Source organism: Streptomyces sp. NPDC096152, assembly GCF_044763235.1.
GTDB lineage: Bacteria > Actinomycetota > Actinomycetes > Streptomycetales > Streptomycetaceae > Streptomyces.
Map to the genome: position 1 here is coordinate 43,649 of NZ_JBIWFW010000010.1, position 14,228 is coordinate 57,876.

Below are 14,228 nucleotides of genomic sequence, written 5' to 3' on the forward strand. Positions count from 1 at the left end.
GGAAAAGGCAGTGAGCATCCCTGCGCAGAGTGACGGTGCCGCCCTCGACGGCAAGGCCCCGGCGGGCAAGGCCCCGTCGGGCGAGGCCCTGCTGAAGGTGACCGGGCTGCAGAAGCACTTCCCCATCCGGAAGGGACTGATGCAGCGCCAGGTCGGCGCGGTACGGGCCGTCGACGGCATCGACTTCGAGGTCCGCAAGGGCGAGACCCTGGGCGTCGTGGGCGAGTCGGGCTGCGGCAAGTCGACGATGGGCCGCCTGATCACCCGGCTGCTGGAACCGACGGCGGGCAAGGTCGAGTTCGAGGGCAAGGACATCACGCACCTCGGCGTCGGTGGGCTGCGCCCGATGCGCCGCGACGTGCAGATGATCTTCCAGGACCCGTACTCGTCGCTGAACCCCCGCCACACCATCGGCACCATCGTCGGGGCCCCCTTCAAGCTCCAGGGCGTCCAGCCCGAGGGCGGCGTCAAGAAGGAGGTCCAGCGTCTGCTGTCGGTGGTCGGACTCAACCCCGAGCACTACAACCGCTACCCGCACGAATTCTCCGGCGGTCAGCGCCAGCGCATCGGCATCGCCCGCGCGCTCGCGCTCAACCCCAAGCTCGTGGTGGCCGACGAGCCGGTGTCCGCGCTGGACGTGTCGATCCAGGCGCAGGTGGTGAACCTCCTCGACGACCTCCAGGAGGAGCTCGGCCTGACGTACGTGATCATCGCGCACGACCTGTCGGTCGTCCGGCACGTCTCGGACCGGATCGCGGTGATGTACCTGGGCAAGATCGTCGAGCTGGCGGACCGCGAATCGCTGTACAAGGCGCCGATGCACCCGTACACCAAGGCGCTGATGTCGGCGGTGCCGATCCCGGACCCGAAGCGCAAGAACGCCAAGAGCGAGCGGATCCTGCTCAAGGGCGACGTCCCCTCGCCGATCGCGCCGCCGAGCGGCTGCCGCTTCCACACCCGGTGCTGGAAGGCCACGGAGATCTGCCGGACGACCGAGCCGCCGCTCAAGGAGCTGAAGCCCGGTCAGCAGGTGGCCTGCCACCACCCGGAGAACTTCGAGGACCAGGCCCCGCAGGAGACGGTGCTGCTGTCGGCCGCGAAGGAGGCGGCCGAGCTGGTCTCCGACGAGGTCCTGGCGGAGTCGGCCGCGACCTCGGCGGCGGTGGCCGCGGAAGTGGGCGCCCCCGAGCCGGAGCCGGCGGAGGCGGAGGCCACGGAGACGGGGTCCCCGGCTGCCGTGGACCCCGCGACCGAGGCGGCCGGATCGGCCGGATCGGACGGGGCTGCTGAGGCGACCGAGCCGGCGGAGGCTGCTGAGGCGGCGGAGCCGGCCGAGGAGCCCGTCGCCGAGTCCGGGTCCGAGCCGGCCGAGGAGCCTGCCGCGGCCGAGTCCGCCGAGGACGCTGCGGAGGCCCCCGCCCCGGAGGCGCCCGAGGCGACCGGGACGCCGGAGACTCCGGAGGCTCCGGAGACGCCGGGTGCTCCGGAAGCTCCCAAGAGCGCCGACCGTCAGGAGTCAACTGACAAGTAAGGCATGACCAGTTGGCAAAGTCATGCACATGACCGAACGGGAGAGCGCAGAGTCGAGCGTGTCCGTCTGATGGGCACATCCGAAGGGACGACTCATGGCACTCTCCCGTTCGGCACGCTTAACGGCTCTCGCCACCGCGGTGGCCTCCTCCTTCCTCGTCGCCGCCGCCAAGCCCCCCACCCCGGGCGCCGACGGCATCGGCGACACCTACTTCCCGCGCCTGGGCAACGGCGGCTACGACGCCCGCCACTACGCCCTGGACCTCGCCTACGACCCGGCCACCGGCCGCCTGGACGGCCGTACCACGCTCACCGCCCGGGCCACCCAGAACCTGTCCTCCTTCGACCTGGACCTGCAGCGGCTGGAGGTCGCCCGGGTCGAGGTGAACGGCAGACGGGCCGCCTTCACCCGCGACGGCGACGAACTGCGCGTCACCCCGCGCGGCGCCCTGGCGAAGAACCGGACCTTCACGGCCGCCGTCACCTACGGCGGCACACCCGAACCCCTGAACGGCCCCATCGTCTTCGGCTCCGACTACGGCTGGATGAAGACCGACGACGGCGTCTTCGTCGCCTGCGAGCCCAACGCCGCCTCCACCTGGTTCCCCTCCAGCGACCACCCCGCCGACAAGGCCACCTACGACATCCGGATCAAGGCGCCCCGGGGCCTGACCGGCGTCTCCAACGGCCGGCTCGTCTCGACGTACGACAAGGGCGGCTCGACGTACACCCACTGGCGCGAGAGCAGGCCCATGGCGACCTATCTCGCGACCGCCACCATCGGGAAGTTCGACGTGCGGACCGGGAAGACCCCCTCGGGCATCCCGATCTACGTCGCCACCGACCCGAAGCTGGAGAACGGCAGCGCCGTCGACGTGTACGCCGTCACCGCCGCCGCCACCGACTACTGGTCGCAGGTCTTCGGGCCGTACCCGTTCGAGGAGACCGGCGCGATCGTCGACGACATGCCGGAGGCCGGGTTCTCGCTGGAGGTGCAGAGCAAGCCCGCCTACTCGGCCGTGCGCAACGAGTCGACCATCGTGCACGAGCTGGCCCACCAGTGGTTCGGCGACTCGGTGTCGGTGGAGCGCTGGAAGGACATCTGGCTCAACGAGGGCTTCGCCACCTACGCCCAGTGGCTGTGGGCCGAGCACCAGGGCACCCGCTCGGCGCACGACTCCTTCCGCGCCGCCTACGACTCCCGCCCGGCCGACAGTCCCTTCTGGCAGATCGAGGTCGCCGACCCGCGGCGGGACACGATGTTCGCCACGGCCGTCTACCAGCGCGGCGCGATGACCCTCCAGATGCTGCGCGAGCGCATCGGCGACCCGGCCTTCTTCCGGCTGCTGCCCGCCTGGACGAGGCTGCACCGCTACGGCAACGCGAACACGGCCGGCTTCATCCGGCTCGCCGAGCGTGTCTCCGGGCAGCAGCTCGACGATCTGTTCCAGAAGTGGCTCTTCACCACAGGGAAACCCGCCCTCTGAACCTTGCATAGCAAGGTCGGCACCCGATTCTGAGTAAGAATGTGGGGGTGCTACAGCAACTGTTCAGTCCCTCCGTCCAGCACACGCTCGACGTGATCGGCATCTTCGTGTTCGCCATCTCCGGCGCGCTGCTGGCCGTCCGCAAGAACTTCGACGTCTTCGGCATCGCCGTGCTCGCCGAGGTCACCGCGCTGGGCGGAGGGCTGTTCCGCGACCTGGTCATCGGCGCCGTGCCGCCGGCCGCCTTCACCGACCTCGGCTACTTCATCACCCCGCTGTTCGCCGCGCTGCTGGTGTTCTTCCTGCATCCGCACGTGGAGCGCATCCAGGTGGCGGTCAACGTCTTCGACGCGGCCGGCCTCGGCCTGTTCTGCGTCGCCGGGACCACCAAGGCGTACGCGTACGGCCTGAACCTCACCGCGTCGGCGACCCTGGGCCTGGCCACCGCGGTGGGCGGCGGTGTGCTGCGGGACGTGCTCGCCAACGAGGTGCCGTCGCTGCTGCGCTGGGACCGCGACCTGTACGCGGTCCCGGCGATCGTCGGCGCCACCATGGTGGTGCTCTGCATCCACTACGACACGCTGACCCCGTTCACCAGCGGGCTCGCGGTGGTCACCGCCTTCGTCCTGCGCCTGCTCGCGATGAAGTTCCACTGGCGAGCTCCGCGGGCGTGGAACCGCCGGTCGACGGTCCGGGAGGAGTGACCGTGCCGGGACGGGCGCCGGGGCGACCGCCGGGCCGGGGCGCCAGCTCCGCGGTCAGCCAACGGAACACCGTCGGCACCTGCGGGCGCCACAGCGCCATGCTGTGGCCGCCCGCGCTGCGCGGCAGGAACACCACGCGCACGGTCGTCGGCGGCTTCGCGATCTGCTCCAGGGCCACGCCCGCCTGGTACCCGTCGCCGGACTCGCCCGAGAGGTAGAGGGCGACGCGCGGCGGCCTGCGGTACCCGCGCAGCAGGAAGTACGGATTGTTCGCCCGGCGCAGCTGCACGTTCTGGGCGGCCAGCGAGGCGCGCTCGCCGATCGGGTCGTTGTACCCGGACAGGCTCACCGCGGCCCGGTAGCGGTCGGGGTGGGCGACGGCGAGTTTGACCGCGCAGTGCGCCCCGGCCGAGTAGCCCGCGGTCGCCCAGCCGTTCGGCCCGGGCTCGGCACGGAAGTTGTCCGTGATCATCTTCGGTACGTCGATGCTCAGCCAGCTGTCCGCGTTCACGGTGCCCGGGATGTTGGCGCAGCCCGTGTCCACCTTGGCGATCAGGTTGGTGCGCGGGGCCACCAGGATGAACGGCGCGACCCGCCCGCTGCGCATCAGCGGGAGCAGTTGCTCGTGCACCTTCAGGGAGCCGAACCAGGCCTTCGCCGAGCCCGGGTAGCCGGACAGCAGTTCGACCACGGGGAACTTCCTGGTGCGGTACGCGGGGTCGTCGTACTGCGGCGGCAGCCAGACGTAGACCTCGGCGCCCACCCCGGAGACCCGGCCCTTGAGCTGGGTGACCCGGACGCCGCCGGCCGCGCGCATCCCCGGCCCCTCGGCCGGACCGAACTCCTGCCGCACCTTCGGCAGCTTCCGGTAGGCGATGCCGCCCGTGCCGTCGGCGCCCAGGTCGGCGGCCTGCTGTACGTGGTTGCCCGTGCCGAGCAGGTCGGCCCAGTTGTCGTACAGGTTGTTGGCGTTGTTGACCAGGACGAAGACCAGGGTGACGGCCGTGGCCTGGGCGAACAGCAGCATCAGCACCCGGGCGGCGGCGCGCAGCGCCCGCGGCCCCGGCAGCCGCGACCACAGGACGAGCGGCAGGGCGAGGGCGACGGCCGCGAGCACGACGGTGGTGTACAGGAACGCGGTCCCGGTGAGGCTCATGTCCCCATAGAGGGATTGCGGAGGGCTCGGGTTACGGGCGTGTACGGACACTTACCGAGAAATTGCCGGACCCTCACCCGGGATTCGGTGTCGCGGGGGGATCGCGAGAGGCAAAGCTACCGCTTAGTAGTTACCTGTTGTACGGTTCACGCATGCCAGAAGCAGCTTCCGCCCCGGCCACGCGGGCCACGATCGGCGACAGTGAGTTCGACCGCGACACCGCGCTCGTCCGGCGCGCCCCCGGCGTCTACGACATCGACCTCTCCGCCGGCTGGACGATCATCAACGCCGTCAACGGCGGCTATCTGCTGGCCGTGCTCGGCCGTGCGCTCGCGGACGCTCTGCCGCACCCGGACCCGTTCACCGTCTCGGCGCACTACCTGACCGCGTCCCAGCCGGGCCCGGCCGTCGTCCGCACCGACGTCGTCCGCACCGGCCGCACCCTCTCCACCGGCCAGGCCTCCCTCTTCCAGTACGACGAAGAAGGCCGCGAGGTGGAGCGCATCCGCGTCCTGGCCTCCTACGGCGACCTGGACACGCTGCCCGAGGACGTCCGCACCACGGCGGCCCCGCCCGCGATCCCGCCGATGGGGCAGTGCTTCGGGCCCGAGGACGGTCCCGCCCCGGTCTCCGGCAGCTCGGCCATCGCCGACCGCCTGATGCTCAAACTGGACCCGGCCACCCTCGGCTGGGCACTCGGCGCGCCCTCCGGCAAGGGGGAGATGCGGGCGTGGTTCGGGCTCGCCGACGACCGGGACGCCGATCCGCTCTCCCTGCTGCTGGCGGTGGACGCGCTGCCCCCGACCGCGTTCGAGATCGGCCTGACCGGCTGGGTCCCGACGGTCGAGCTGACCGTGCACGTCCGCTGCCGCCCGGCGCCGGGTCCCCTGCGCGTCTCCATCACCACCCGCAACCTCGCCGGCGGCTTCCTGGAGGAGGACGCCGAGGTCTGGGACAGCGCCGACCGCCTCGTCGCCCAGTCCCGCCAGTTGGCCCGCGTCCGGCTGGGCTGAGCGGTCCCCGCGGCGGTCCGGCCGGCCCGGGGGTCTCGCCTCCCGGCGCCGGCCGGCCGCCGCCCGGCGCGCGTCACTCCCGGCCGAGCCAGTGACGGCGCCCGACGCTGATCAGCCGCAGCTGGCGGGTGGCGAGCAGGGTCACGTGCTCCCGGTCCTCCGCCGGGGAGTCCAGCGCCTCCAGGAAGAGCGAGGCGGTGATCAGCATCTGGTCCACGTACAGATGGGCGAGCATCAACAGGTCGTCGTCGCTCCACCCCTCCGACTGCGGGTCCTTGGCGAGTTCGGCCTTCACCTCCCGTGCGAACCGCAGCAGTTGCTCCCGGATGGCCTCCCGGACCGGCTGCACCCCGCCGTGCCGCTCGCGGGCGACGAACCGGACATGTGCGGGGAACGCGTCCACGTGACGGGCGATCAGCTCGATGGCACGCGTGATGCGCTCCTCGCTGTCGCCGGCCGTGGCCACCGTCGTCCGGATCATCGGGTGCAGGCTGCCCAGCGCCTCCTCGACCAGTGCCACGCCGAGGTCCGCCGTGGAGCGGAAGTGCCGGTAGAAGGCGGTCGGCGCGACGCCGACGGCGCGCGTGACCTCGCGCAGGCCCAGGCTGCTCAGGCTCTGCTCCTCCAGCAGCCCCAACGCCGCGTCCAGGAGGGCCTGTCGGGTCTTCTGCTTCTGGGCCTGCCGGACGCCGAGAGTGTGACTCATACCATACAGTTAACAACTGTTCTCTGAAATTTCCAAGCCCTGGGCGCGCTAGACTCAGAAGTCAGTGAACAACTGTAACTACATCCGTTCACCGAGACTTCGCGGGCGGCCGTCCGAAGGCCCCCCGAAGCACGTTGGAGGGGGATTCGATCCCATGCTGTTCCTCGTCGCCGCACTTCTGCTGTTCGGCGTCGTGCTGGGCACCGTCGCCCACGCGCCGCTCGACTTCACCGTCGTCACCGCCGTCGTGATCGCCGTCTGGCTCGGGGGCTTCGCGCTCCGCGAGCGTCTCGGCCGCCGTCGCGGCACGTCGGCCCGCTGACCCCGCGACCGGACACCGCCCCGTCCGGGCGGCGGTCCGGCCCGAGCGACCTCAACGTCCTTACGCCCACAGGGAGCTGACCCGTCATGCACCTCACCGCACCGGCCACCCGCCCGACCGGCAGGCGCGACGCCGACGGCATGGCCGTCGCGTCCTTCGTTCTCGGCCTGCTCGGCCTGCTCGTCCTCAACCTCTTCCTCGGCCCCATCGCCATCGCCCTGGCCGCCGTGGCCCTGTGGCGCGGCACGGCCCGCCGCGGCCGCGCCTACCTCGGCCTCGGCCTGGGCGTCGCCGACCTCCTCGTGCTGCTCGCCTTCGTGCAGGCGGACAGCACCGTGTCGTGGAGCTTCTGAGCCGGCTCCTGCCGGCCACGGCGATCCGCGGTCCCGCCCCCGAGGACGACGGGGACGGGTCCCCCTGCGGCGTCGACCGGCCTCGAGCCGGGGCCGCCCGAACGCGCCCCGTAGAATCGGCGTCACCATGGCATACCTCGACCACGCCGCGACCACCCCCATGCTCCCGGAGGCGGCAGAGGCACTGACCGCCGCGCTGGGCGTCACCGGCAACGCCTCCTCCCTCCACGCATCCGGCCGCAGGGCCCGCCGCACGGTCGAGGAGTCCCGCGAGGCCCTCGCCGAGGCCCTCGGCGCCCGCCCCAGCGAGGTCGTCTTCACCTCCGGCGGCACCGAGGCCGACAATCTCGCCGTCAAGGGTCTGTACTGGTCCCGCCGCGCCGCCGACCCGCGCCGCACCCGCGTCCTGGCCAGCCCCGTCGAGCACCACGCGGTGCTCGACGCCGTGCACTGGCTCGGCGAGCACGAGGGCGCCACCGTCGAGTACCTCCCGGTCGACTCCTACGGCCGCGTCCACCCCGGCGCCCTGCGCGAGGCGATCGCGCGCGACCCCGGCGACGTCGCCCTCGCCACCGTCATGTGGGCGAACAACGAGATCGGCACCGTGCTGCCGATGCGGGAACTGGCAGACGTGGCTGCGGAGTTCGACGTCCCCCTGCACTCCGACGCGGTCCAGGCCTTCGGCCAGGTGCCGCTCGGCTTCGCCGCCTCGGGCCTCGCCGCGATGACCGTCTCCGGCCACAAGGTCGGCGGTCCGTACGGCATCGGCGCCCTGCTCCTCGGCCGCGAGCACACCCCCGTACCCGTGCTGCACGGCGGCGGGCAGGAGCGGCACGTCCGCTCCGGCACCCTCGACGTCCCCGCGATCGCCTCCTTCGCGGTGGCCGGCCGGCTCGCCGCCGAGCGGCGCGAGTGGTTCGCCCGGGAGATCGGCGCGCTGCGGGACGCCCTGATCACCGCGGTCCGCACGGCGGTGCCGGACGCGATCCTGGGCGGGGACCCGGTGGACCGCCTGCCGGCCAACGCCCACTTCACCTTCCCCGGCTGCGAGGGCGACTCCCTGCTGCTCCTGCTGGACGCGCAGGGCATCGAGTGCTCCACCGGTTCCGCCTGCACCGCGGGCGTCGCCCAGCCCAGTCACGTGCTGCTCGCCACCGGCACCGACCCCGACCTCGCCCGCGGCACCCTGCGCTTCTCGCTCGGCCACACCTCCACACAGGCGGACGTCGAGGCGGTCGCCAAGGCCATCGGCCCGGCGGTGGAACGGGCCCGCGTGGCCGGCCTGAGCTAGGGGGTCCGGGGCCGCCTCAGTGAGGCGGGGGCCCCGGCATGGAGCAGCGGGAACCCGGGCACAAAAAAGCGACCTACGAGGCGGGTTCCCTTCGCCGGTATTGTCCGGATCAGGTAATGGGGGTCGCCTTCCGATCTCTCGATCTTCCGGCCTCTCAGCCCGACCGTCGATGTCGGCACCGGCGGAAATCGAAACCTCACGCCGAAGTCGGCTACTCCGCTCGAACTCCCTCACTCGTCCCGTAGGCCTATGTTCAGGATATAACCCCAGGAAACGGGCGCAACGGGTGCAGACGGAATATTCATGATTTTCTTCCCGAATCGCTCACCAGGCGCAGATACCGGCCCCAGTCCCAGTGCGGCCCCGGATCCGTGTGGTCGGTGCCCGGCACCTCCACGTGCCCGACGATGTGCTCCCGGTCGACGGGTATGCCGTACCGCGCGCAGATCCGGGCCGTCAGCCGCGCCGAGGCGGCGTACATCGCGTCCGTGAAGGACGCGGCGTCCTCGACGAAGCCCTCGTGCTCGATGCCCACGCTCCGTTCGTTGTACCTCCGGTTGCCGGCGTGGAAGGCCACGTCCAGCTCGCGGACCAGCTGCGTGACACGCCCGTCCCGGCGGACGACGTAGTGGGCCGCGGCCGCGTGCTCCGGGTCCTGGAAGACCTTCACCGCGCTCGCGTAGTCGCCCTGGGTCACATGGACGACGATCCGGTCGACCGGGTAGTCCGCCGGGCGGTCGGCCCGCCGGTAGTTCGCCGGGGAGGCCGCCACCCACCTGGCGCCCCGGAAGTCGACCGCGCCCGCGACCCGCGGCTTCTCCACACCCGGCAGCCGCCACCACAGCCGGGCCAGCTCCGCGCGCCCCAGCGCGATCCCGCCCACGGCCGCCGCCGCGCCGCCGACGAGCAGGGCCCGCCGCCCCAGCCGCCGCTCCGCGCCCTCGCCGTCCGCGTCCCTCGTCGCCCCCATGTGATCGTCAACGGATGTCCGGCGCCCCCGGTTCCCGTGGCCCCGTACCCTGGAGGGGTTATGACTGAGACCCCGCAGCGCCCCCTCCGCGTCCTCGCCGCCATGTCGGGCGGCGTCGACTCCGCCGTCGCCGCCGCGCGCGCCGCGGAAGCCGGCCACGACGTGACCGGCGTCCACCTCGCGCTCTCCGCGAACCCGCAGTCCTTCCGCACGGGCGCGCGGGGCTGCTGCACCATCGAGGACTCGCGCGACGCCCGCCGGGCCGCGGACGTCATCGGCATCCCCTTCTACGTCTGGGACCTCGCCGACCGCTTCCGCGAGGACGTCGTCGAGGACTTCGTCGCCGAGTACGAGGCCGGCCGCACCCCCAACCCGTGCCTGCGCTGCAACGAGAAGATCAAGTTCGCCGCGCTGCTGGACAAGGCGCTGGCGCTCGGCTTCGACGCGGTCTGCACCGGCCACTACGCGAAGGTGATCCTCCACGAGGACGGCACCCGCGAGCTGCACCGCGCCTCCGACATGGCCAAGGACCAGTCCTACGTCCTCGGCGTGCTCGACGACCGGCAGCTCGCCCACGCGATGTTCCCGCTCGGGGACACCGTCACCACCAAGGACGAGATCCGCGCGGAGGCCGAGCGCCGCGGCCTCGCGGTGGCCAAGAAGCCCGACTCGCACGACATCTGCTTCATCGCCGACGGCGACACCCAGGGTTTCCTGGCCCAGCGGCTGGGCCGGAGCGAGGGCGACATCGTCGACGAGTCAGGCGCCAGGGTGGGCACCCACGAGGGCGCGTACGGCTTCACCATCGGCCAGCGCAAGGGCCTGCGGATCGGCACCCCGGCCCCCGACGGCAAGCCGCGCTACGTCCTGGACATCTCCCCGGTGACCAACACGGTCACGGTCGGCCCGGCCTCCGCCCTGGACGTCACCGGCCTCACCGCGATCCGGCCGCGCTGGTGCGGCGCCGCCCCGGTCGGGCCCGGCACCTACACCGCCCAGCTGCGCGCGCACGGCGGCGAGACCGAGGTCCGCGCCGAACTCGTCGACGGCGAGCTGCGGGTGGGCTTCACCGAGCCGGTGCGCGGCGTCGCCCCCGGCCAGGCGATCGTCCTCTACGACGGCACCCGCGTGGTCGGCTCGGCGACGATCGCCTCGACGGTCCGTGCGCAGGACCCGGCCGAGGACACGGCCACGGCGGTGTGAGGCCCGGGCCGAGCGCGGGACGGGCGCTCGCGGTCGCGTCACACCCTTCGGCGACGACACACCTGGGGCCTGTCCGGCGGATCAAGTCGCAGAGAGGCAACGGCGCCTCATCAGCGCAGACGGGCGTGCTAGACCCCGCGTCACCAGCCTGCCCGAACAACACACCTAGTCCCAGTCCCACATCACCCCCACATGCCCGGGGCGGGTCTCCGGCTCCAGGACGTGCACCGTGCCGTACGCGTTCAGCGTCAGGTCGGCGACGAACTCCCGCGGTGCCTGCAACGAGGGCCGCCCGAACCGTCGGCACCGCACCGGCAGCGCCGCCCTGTCGAAGGCGACCTGCAGCACATAGCTGCCGCCCCCGTACGTGAAGCCGCGAGAGTACTCGCGGCTCGGCTCGCCCGTGCCGTCCTCGAAGCGGTACCGCAGCACCGCCGTCGAACCCGCCGCCAGCCGCGCGTCGAACAGCAGCTCCGCGACCACCACCGCGGCCTCCTGCGCCCGCCGCACCCGCCCGACCCGGCAGTTCTCCAGGCCCAGCACCCGCACCCGAGGCTTCGGCCGGGACTCCGCCCGCGCTGCCACCGTGGCCGCGGCGGCGGACCGGGAGTCCGGCCCGGACACCGGCACCCCGGCCGGCCTCGGCGTCGCCGGTGCCGGGCTCGCCCCGGGCGCCGTGCTCGCCGGGCGAAGGCTGCTGCGAGGCCCGGGATCGCGGTGACCTGACCCCCCGCGACCCGAGAGAGCGCGTACGACGACGGCCCCACACGCCGTCGGCGCGCACCGGGGGACGAGGACGGGCCGGGCCGGGCCCCACACCGGCCCGTCCCCGAACCGCCGCCGGGCCCTTCTCGGACGGGTACGGCGTGTGCGCGCCCGGGCCGAGCGGCGCGCGCGGGCATCGCCGTGCGCCTACGAAGCCGCCCCTGCCGCGAAGAACTCCGCCAGCACCGGCGCCAGCACCTCCGCCTCCACGGCATGACTCTGGCCCTCCAGCGTGCGGTACGTGCCCTGGGCCGCGAGCTGGGCGACCTGCTGGGCCGCCACGCGCATCCACCCCGGGCTCGCGCCGCCCGCGACGGCCAGTACCGGCACCTTGATCGACGCCACCAGATCCCGCGGCACCAGGCCGTCGCCCATCACCGCGTCGTCGTAGGCGAGGGTCGGCGCGATCGACTCCATGCCGGCCCACATGGGTGCCTGGCGGGCGTTGGCGATCACCGCGGGGGCCAGCCCGGTCAGCCGCAGGAACAGCTCCACCGCGTCCCCGCGCCGGTCCTCCGCCAACGCCCTGTTCAGGTCCCTGGTGTACGTCGCGCGCTCCTCCGCGCCGCCCTCGTACACCGCGAACGGCGGCTCGTAGACGGCAACCTGACGCACCGGCAGTCCGCTCGCCGCCGCGCGCAGGGCCAGCGCCCCGCCCGAGGAGATGCCGTACAGCGCCGCCTCGCCGCCCACCGCCTCGATCAGCGCCGCGAGGTCCTCGACCTCGCGCTCCACCGCGTACGGCGCCGTGTCGCCGCTCCCGCCGCGGCCCCGGCGGTCGTAGACGACGGCGGCGAAGCGGCCGGAGAGAGCCGCCGCCAGCGGCGCCAGCGTGGCGCCCGTCGACATCGCGCCGCTGACGAGGACGACCACCGGGCCCTGGCCGGTGCGGTGGTGGGCGAGGAGGGTGCCGTCACGCGAGATGGTCTTGTTGTCCATGCCTGTGAAGACTGCCACGCCGCACCGGACTCATCGGGGAGGCGCCGGGCTCCGGTCGGTCACGGGCGTCGCCGCCGCCCGGCTCGCCGCCGGGTCACGTCACCTCCGCGTCGTAGAAGCAGAGGTGGTCCTTGATCTCGGCGACGTCCGGCTTCGGGTCGGGGTACGCCCACACCAGGTCCGCAGCGTCCGGCAGCGACCAGTAGGACGCCGTGCCCTTGAAGGGGCAGTAGGTGTGCGAGTCGGACGGGGTCAGCAGGTCCAGGCGCACGTCCTGCGGCGGCAGGTAGTAGCGCGGGGGACAGCCGGTCTCGCGCAGCACCAGGGCCCGGTCGCTCTCCGCGAGAACCCGGCCGTCGTGCACCACGCGCACGTGCCCGCCGCTCGGCTCGATGGTGATCGTGTGTCCAAGGGTCATACCGGGACAGCGCCGCCGGGGCCGGACTTCTTCCCGCACTTCTTCCCGCGCGGGCGCACGTCTCACGCCCGCGTACCGTGGGGCCCATGAACATCTGCGTCTTCCTCTCCGCCGCCGACCTCGACGACCGCTACACGCGCCCCGCGCGGGACTTCGCCCGGCTGATCGGAAAGGGCGGCCACACCCTGGTCTGGGGCGGTTCCGACAGCGGGCTGATGAAGGTGGTCGCGGACGGCGTGCACGAGGCGGGCGGCCGGCTGGTCGGTGTCTCGGTCGACTTCCTGTCGGCCAAGGCCCGGCCCGGGGTGGACGACATGGTGATCGCGCGGGACCTCGCCGAGCGCAAGAAGCTGCTCCTGGCGAGGGCCGACGCCGTGGTGATCATGGTGGGCGGCACCGGCACCCTCGACGAGGCCACCGAGATCCTGGAGCTGAAGAAACACGGCCGGACCGAGAAGCCGGTGGTGCTGCTGAACACCGCCGGCTTCTACGACGGCCTCCAGGAGCAGTTCCGCCGCATGGAGGAGGAGGGGTTCCTGCCCCGGCCGCTCGCCGAGCTCGTGCACTTCGCGCAGGAGCCCGCGGGCGCGATGGCCTACCTGGAGGCGTCCGCGGCCGGTGCCCCGGGGCCCGTCGGCCGCTGAGCCGGTGATGCGACCATGGCGGGCATGGCAACTCATGTGATCACCGGAGCCGGTTCCGGCATCGGCGCGGCCGTGGCCCGCCGCCTGCACGCGCGCGGGGACGAACTCGTGCTGCACGCGCGCGACGCGGGCCGGGCGAAGGAACTGGCGGCCGAGTTCCCCGGCGCCCGTACGCTGGTCGGCGACCTCGCGGACCCGGACCGGCTCAGCTGGGCCTTCTCCCATCAGAGCCTCCCGGACCGGGTGGACACCCTGCTCCACGTCGCGGGCGTCGTCGACCTCGGCCCGGTGGGCGAGCTGACCCCGAAGACCTGGCACCACCAGCTCGACGTCAACCTCGTCGCCCCGGCGGAGCTGACCCGTCACCTCCTGCCCCAGCTGCGCGCCTCCCGCGGCCACGTGGTGTTCGTCAACTCGGGCGCCGGCCTGAGCGCGCACGCGAACTGGGCCGCGTACGCCGCTTCCAAGCACGGCCTGAAGGCCCTGGCCGACTCCCTGCGCCAGGAGGAGCACGGCAACGGCGTCCGCGTCACCTCGGTCTACCCCGGCCGCACGGCGAGCCCCATGCAGGCCAAGGTCCACCAGCAGGAGGGCAAGGAGTACGACGCCGGGCAGTGGATCGACCCCGAGTCGGTCGCGACGACGATCCTGATGTCCGTGGACCTGCCGCGGGACGCCGAGGTGAACGACCTGACGGTGCGGCCGGGCCGCTGACCGCCCGGCCGGT

General features: G+C 72.8%; 16 protein-coding genes. 10 read left to right on the top strand and 6 right to left on the bottom strand.

Features of this window, described 5'->3' with window-relative positions; translation table 11 throughout:
• Window positions 1–10: 10 nt before the first annotated feature.
• The 3 genes from ACIQ9G_RS30625 to ACIQ9G_RS30635 all read left to right on the top strand — a co-directional run bounded on the left by ACIQ9G_RS30625 (window position 11) and on the right by ACIQ9G_RS30635 (window position 3,721).
• On the top strand, window positions 11–1,531 hold the full coding sequence (locus tag ACIQ9G_RS30625) for an ABC transporter ATP-binding protein (RefSeq protein WP_403616024.1): 1,521 nt from the start codon (window positions 11–13) through the stop codon (window positions 1,529–1,531).
• Window positions 1,532–1,625: 94 nt separating this feature from the next.
• Window positions 1,626–3,017: a M1 family metallopeptidase gene (locus ACIQ9G_RS30630; protein ID WP_403616027.1), complete on the top strand. Its 1,392-nt coding sequence runs from the start codon at window positions 1,626–1,628 to the stop codon at window positions 3,015–3,017.
• Window positions 3,018–3,064: 47 nt separating this feature from the next.
• Entirely contained in the window at window positions 3,065–3,721 is a 657-nt protein-coding gene (locus ACIQ9G_RS30635) for a trimeric intracellular cation channel family protein (protein ID WP_356187837.1), read from the top strand.
• Here the strand turns inward: ACIQ9G_RS30635 and ACIQ9G_RS30640 are convergent.
• On the bottom strand, window positions 3,630–4,877 hold the full coding sequence (locus ACIQ9G_RS30640) for an alpha/beta hydrolase (RefSeq protein ID WP_403616029.1): 1,248 nt from the start codon (window positions 4,875–4,877) through the stop codon (window positions 3,630–3,632). The two genes, ACIQ9G_RS30635 and ACIQ9G_RS30640, sit on opposite strands and share 92 nt — an antisense overlap.
• A 152-nt stretch (window positions 4,878–5,029) precedes the next feature.
• Between ACIQ9G_RS30640 and ACIQ9G_RS30645 the strand changes: the two genes are divergently transcribed.
• Window positions 5,030–5,890 (top strand): thioesterase family protein, encoded by an 861-nt coding sequence (locus tag ACIQ9G_RS30645; protein ID WP_403616032.1) that lies wholly within the window; start codon window positions 5,030–5,032, stop codon window positions 5,888–5,890.
• Between the two features lie 73 nt (window positions 5,891–5,963).
• On the opposite strand, the gene ACIQ9G_RS30650 is transcribed toward ACIQ9G_RS30645, so the two are convergent.
• Complete coding sequence (locus tag ACIQ9G_RS30650; RefSeq protein ID WP_403616034.1) at window positions 5,964–6,596, bottom strand: TetR family transcriptional regulator; 633 nt, start codon at window positions 6,594–6,596, stop codon at window positions 5,964–5,966.
• A gap of 154 nt (window positions 6,597–6,750) precedes the next feature.
• Here ACIQ9G_RS30650 and ACIQ9G_RS30655 point away from each other — a divergent pair, with 154 nt between their 5' ends.
• The 3 genes from ACIQ9G_RS30655 to ACIQ9G_RS30665 all read left to right on the top strand — a co-directional run bounded on the left by ACIQ9G_RS30655 (window position 6,751) and on the right by ACIQ9G_RS30665 (window position 8,562).
• Window positions 6,751–6,918 (top strand): hypothetical protein, encoded by a 168-nt coding sequence (locus ACIQ9G_RS30655; RefSeq protein WP_403616036.1) that lies wholly within the window; start codon window positions 6,751–6,753, stop codon window positions 6,916–6,918.
• 86 nt (window positions 6,919–7,004) lie between these two features.
• On the top strand, window positions 7,005–7,271 hold the full coding sequence (locus ACIQ9G_RS30660; protein WP_356187847.1) for a DUF4190 domain-containing protein: 267 nt from the start codon (window positions 7,005–7,007) through the stop codon (window positions 7,269–7,271).
• Between the two features lie 127 nt (window positions 7,272–7,398).
• On the top strand, window positions 7,399–8,562 hold the full coding sequence (locus ACIQ9G_RS30665; protein ID WP_403616038.1) for a cysteine desulfurase family protein: 1,164 nt from the start codon (window positions 7,399–7,401) through the stop codon (window positions 8,560–8,562).
• Between the two features lie 301 nt (window positions 8,563–8,863).
• On the opposite strand, the gene ACIQ9G_RS30670 is transcribed toward ACIQ9G_RS30665, so the two are convergent.
• Window positions 8,864–9,532, bottom strand: coding sequence for an N-acetylmuramoyl-L-alanine amidase (locus ACIQ9G_RS30670; RefSeq protein WP_403616040.1), 669 nt, complete (start codon window positions 9,530–9,532; stop codon window positions 8,864–8,866).
• A 60-nt stretch (window positions 9,533–9,592) separates the two neighbouring features.
• Here ACIQ9G_RS30670 and mnmA point away from each other — a divergent pair, with 60 nt between their 5' ends.
• Window positions 9,593–10,735 carry a tRNA 2-thiouridine(34) synthase MnmA gene (gene mnmA / locus ACIQ9G_RS30675; RefSeq protein ID WP_403616042.1) on the top strand — a complete coding sequence of 381 codons (1,143 nt, stop codon included), beginning with the start codon at window positions 9,593–9,595 and terminating at the stop codon, window positions 10,733–10,735.
• 165 nt (window positions 10,736–10,900) lie between these two features.
• On the opposite strand, the gene ACIQ9G_RS30680 is transcribed toward mnmA, so the two are convergent.
• The 3 genes from ACIQ9G_RS30680 to ACIQ9G_RS30690 all read right to left on the bottom strand — a co-directional run bounded on the left by ACIQ9G_RS30680 (window position 10,901) and on the right by ACIQ9G_RS30690 (window position 12,857).
• Window positions 10,901–11,359, bottom strand: a complete 459-nt coding sequence (locus ACIQ9G_RS30680) for a hypothetical protein (protein WP_403616044.1) — start codon at window positions 11,357–11,359, stop codon at window positions 10,901–10,903.
• A 288-nt stretch (window positions 11,360–11,647) separates the two neighbouring features.
• Window positions 11,648–12,439 (bottom strand): alpha/beta fold hydrolase, encoded by a 792-nt coding sequence (locus ACIQ9G_RS30685; protein WP_403616457.1) that lies wholly within the window; start codon window positions 12,437–12,439, stop codon window positions 11,648–11,650.
• A 94-nt stretch (window positions 12,440–12,533) separates the two neighbouring features.
• Complete coding sequence (locus ACIQ9G_RS30690) at window positions 12,534–12,857, bottom strand: DUF427 domain-containing protein (RefSeq protein WP_403616047.1); 324 nt, start codon at window positions 12,855–12,857, stop codon at window positions 12,534–12,536.
• 86 nt (window positions 12,858–12,943) lie between these two features.
• Here ACIQ9G_RS30690 and ACIQ9G_RS30695 point away from each other — a divergent pair, with 86 nt between their 5' ends.
• Together ACIQ9G_RS30695 and ACIQ9G_RS30700 are read left to right on the top strand one after the other, a co-directional pair.
• Window positions 12,944–13,501, top strand: coding sequence for a TIGR00730 family Rossman fold protein (locus ACIQ9G_RS30695; protein ID WP_403616049.1), 558 nt, complete (start codon window positions 12,944–12,946; stop codon window positions 13,499–13,501).
• 15 nt (window positions 13,502–13,516) lie between these two features.
• Window positions 13,517–14,215, top strand: a complete 699-nt coding sequence (locus ACIQ9G_RS30700) for an SDR family oxidoreductase (protein WP_403616052.1) — start codon at window positions 13,517–13,519, stop codon at window positions 14,213–14,215.
• Window positions 14,216–14,228 lie beyond the last annotated feature (13 nt).

Bases quoted from the DNA above. Each gene is read 5' to 3' on its own strand.
- ACIQ9G_RS30700 (WP_403616052.1), top strand. From the start codon at position 13,517: ATGGCGGGCATGGCAACTCATGTGATCACCGGAGCCGGTTCCGGCATC.
- ACIQ9G_RS30640 (WP_403616029.1), bottom strand. From the start codon at position 4,877: ATGAGCCTCACCGGGACCGCGTTCCTGTACACCACCGTCGTGCTCGCG.
- ACIQ9G_RS30665 (WP_403616038.1), top strand. From the start codon at position 7,399: ATGGCATACCTCGACCACGCCGCGACCACCCCCATGCTCCCGGAGGCG.
- mnmA (WP_403616042.1), top strand. From the start codon at position 9,593: ATGACTGAGACCCCGCAGCGCCCCCTCCGCGTCCTCGCCGCCATGTCG.
- ACIQ9G_RS30655 (WP_403616036.1), top strand. From the start codon at position 6,751: ATGCTGTTCCTCGTCGCCGCACTTCTGCTGTTCGGCGTCGTGCTGGGC.
- ACIQ9G_RS30650 (WP_403616034.1), bottom strand. From the start codon at position 6,596: ATGAGTCACACTCTCGGCGTCCGGCAGGCCCAGAAGCAGAAGACCCGA.
- ACIQ9G_RS30670 (WP_403616040.1), bottom strand. From the start codon at position 9,532: ATGGGGGCGACGAGGGACGCGGACGGCGAGGGCGCGGAGCGGCGGCTG.
- ACIQ9G_RS30690 (WP_403616047.1), bottom strand. From the start codon at position 12,857: ATGACCCTTGGACACACGATCACCATCGAGCCGAGCGGCGGGCACGTG.
- ACIQ9G_RS30660 (WP_356187847.1), top strand. From the start codon at position 7,005: ATGCACCTCACCGCACCGGCCACCCGCCCGACCGGCAGGCGCGACGCC.
- ACIQ9G_RS30630 (WP_403616027.1), top strand. From the start codon at position 1,626: ATGGCACTCTCCCGTTCGGCACGCTTAACGGCTCTCGCCACCGCGGTG.
- ACIQ9G_RS30695 (WP_403616049.1), top strand. From the start codon at position 12,944: ATGAACATCTGCGTCTTCCTCTCCGCCGCCGACCTCGACGACCGCTAC.
- ACIQ9G_RS30685 (WP_403616457.1), bottom strand. From the start codon at position 12,439: ATGGACAACAAGACCATCTCGCGTGACGGCACCCTCCTCGCCCACCAC.
- ACIQ9G_RS30645 (WP_403616032.1), top strand. From the start codon at position 5,030: ATGCCAGAAGCAGCTTCCGCCCCGGCCACGCGGGCCACGATCGGCGAC.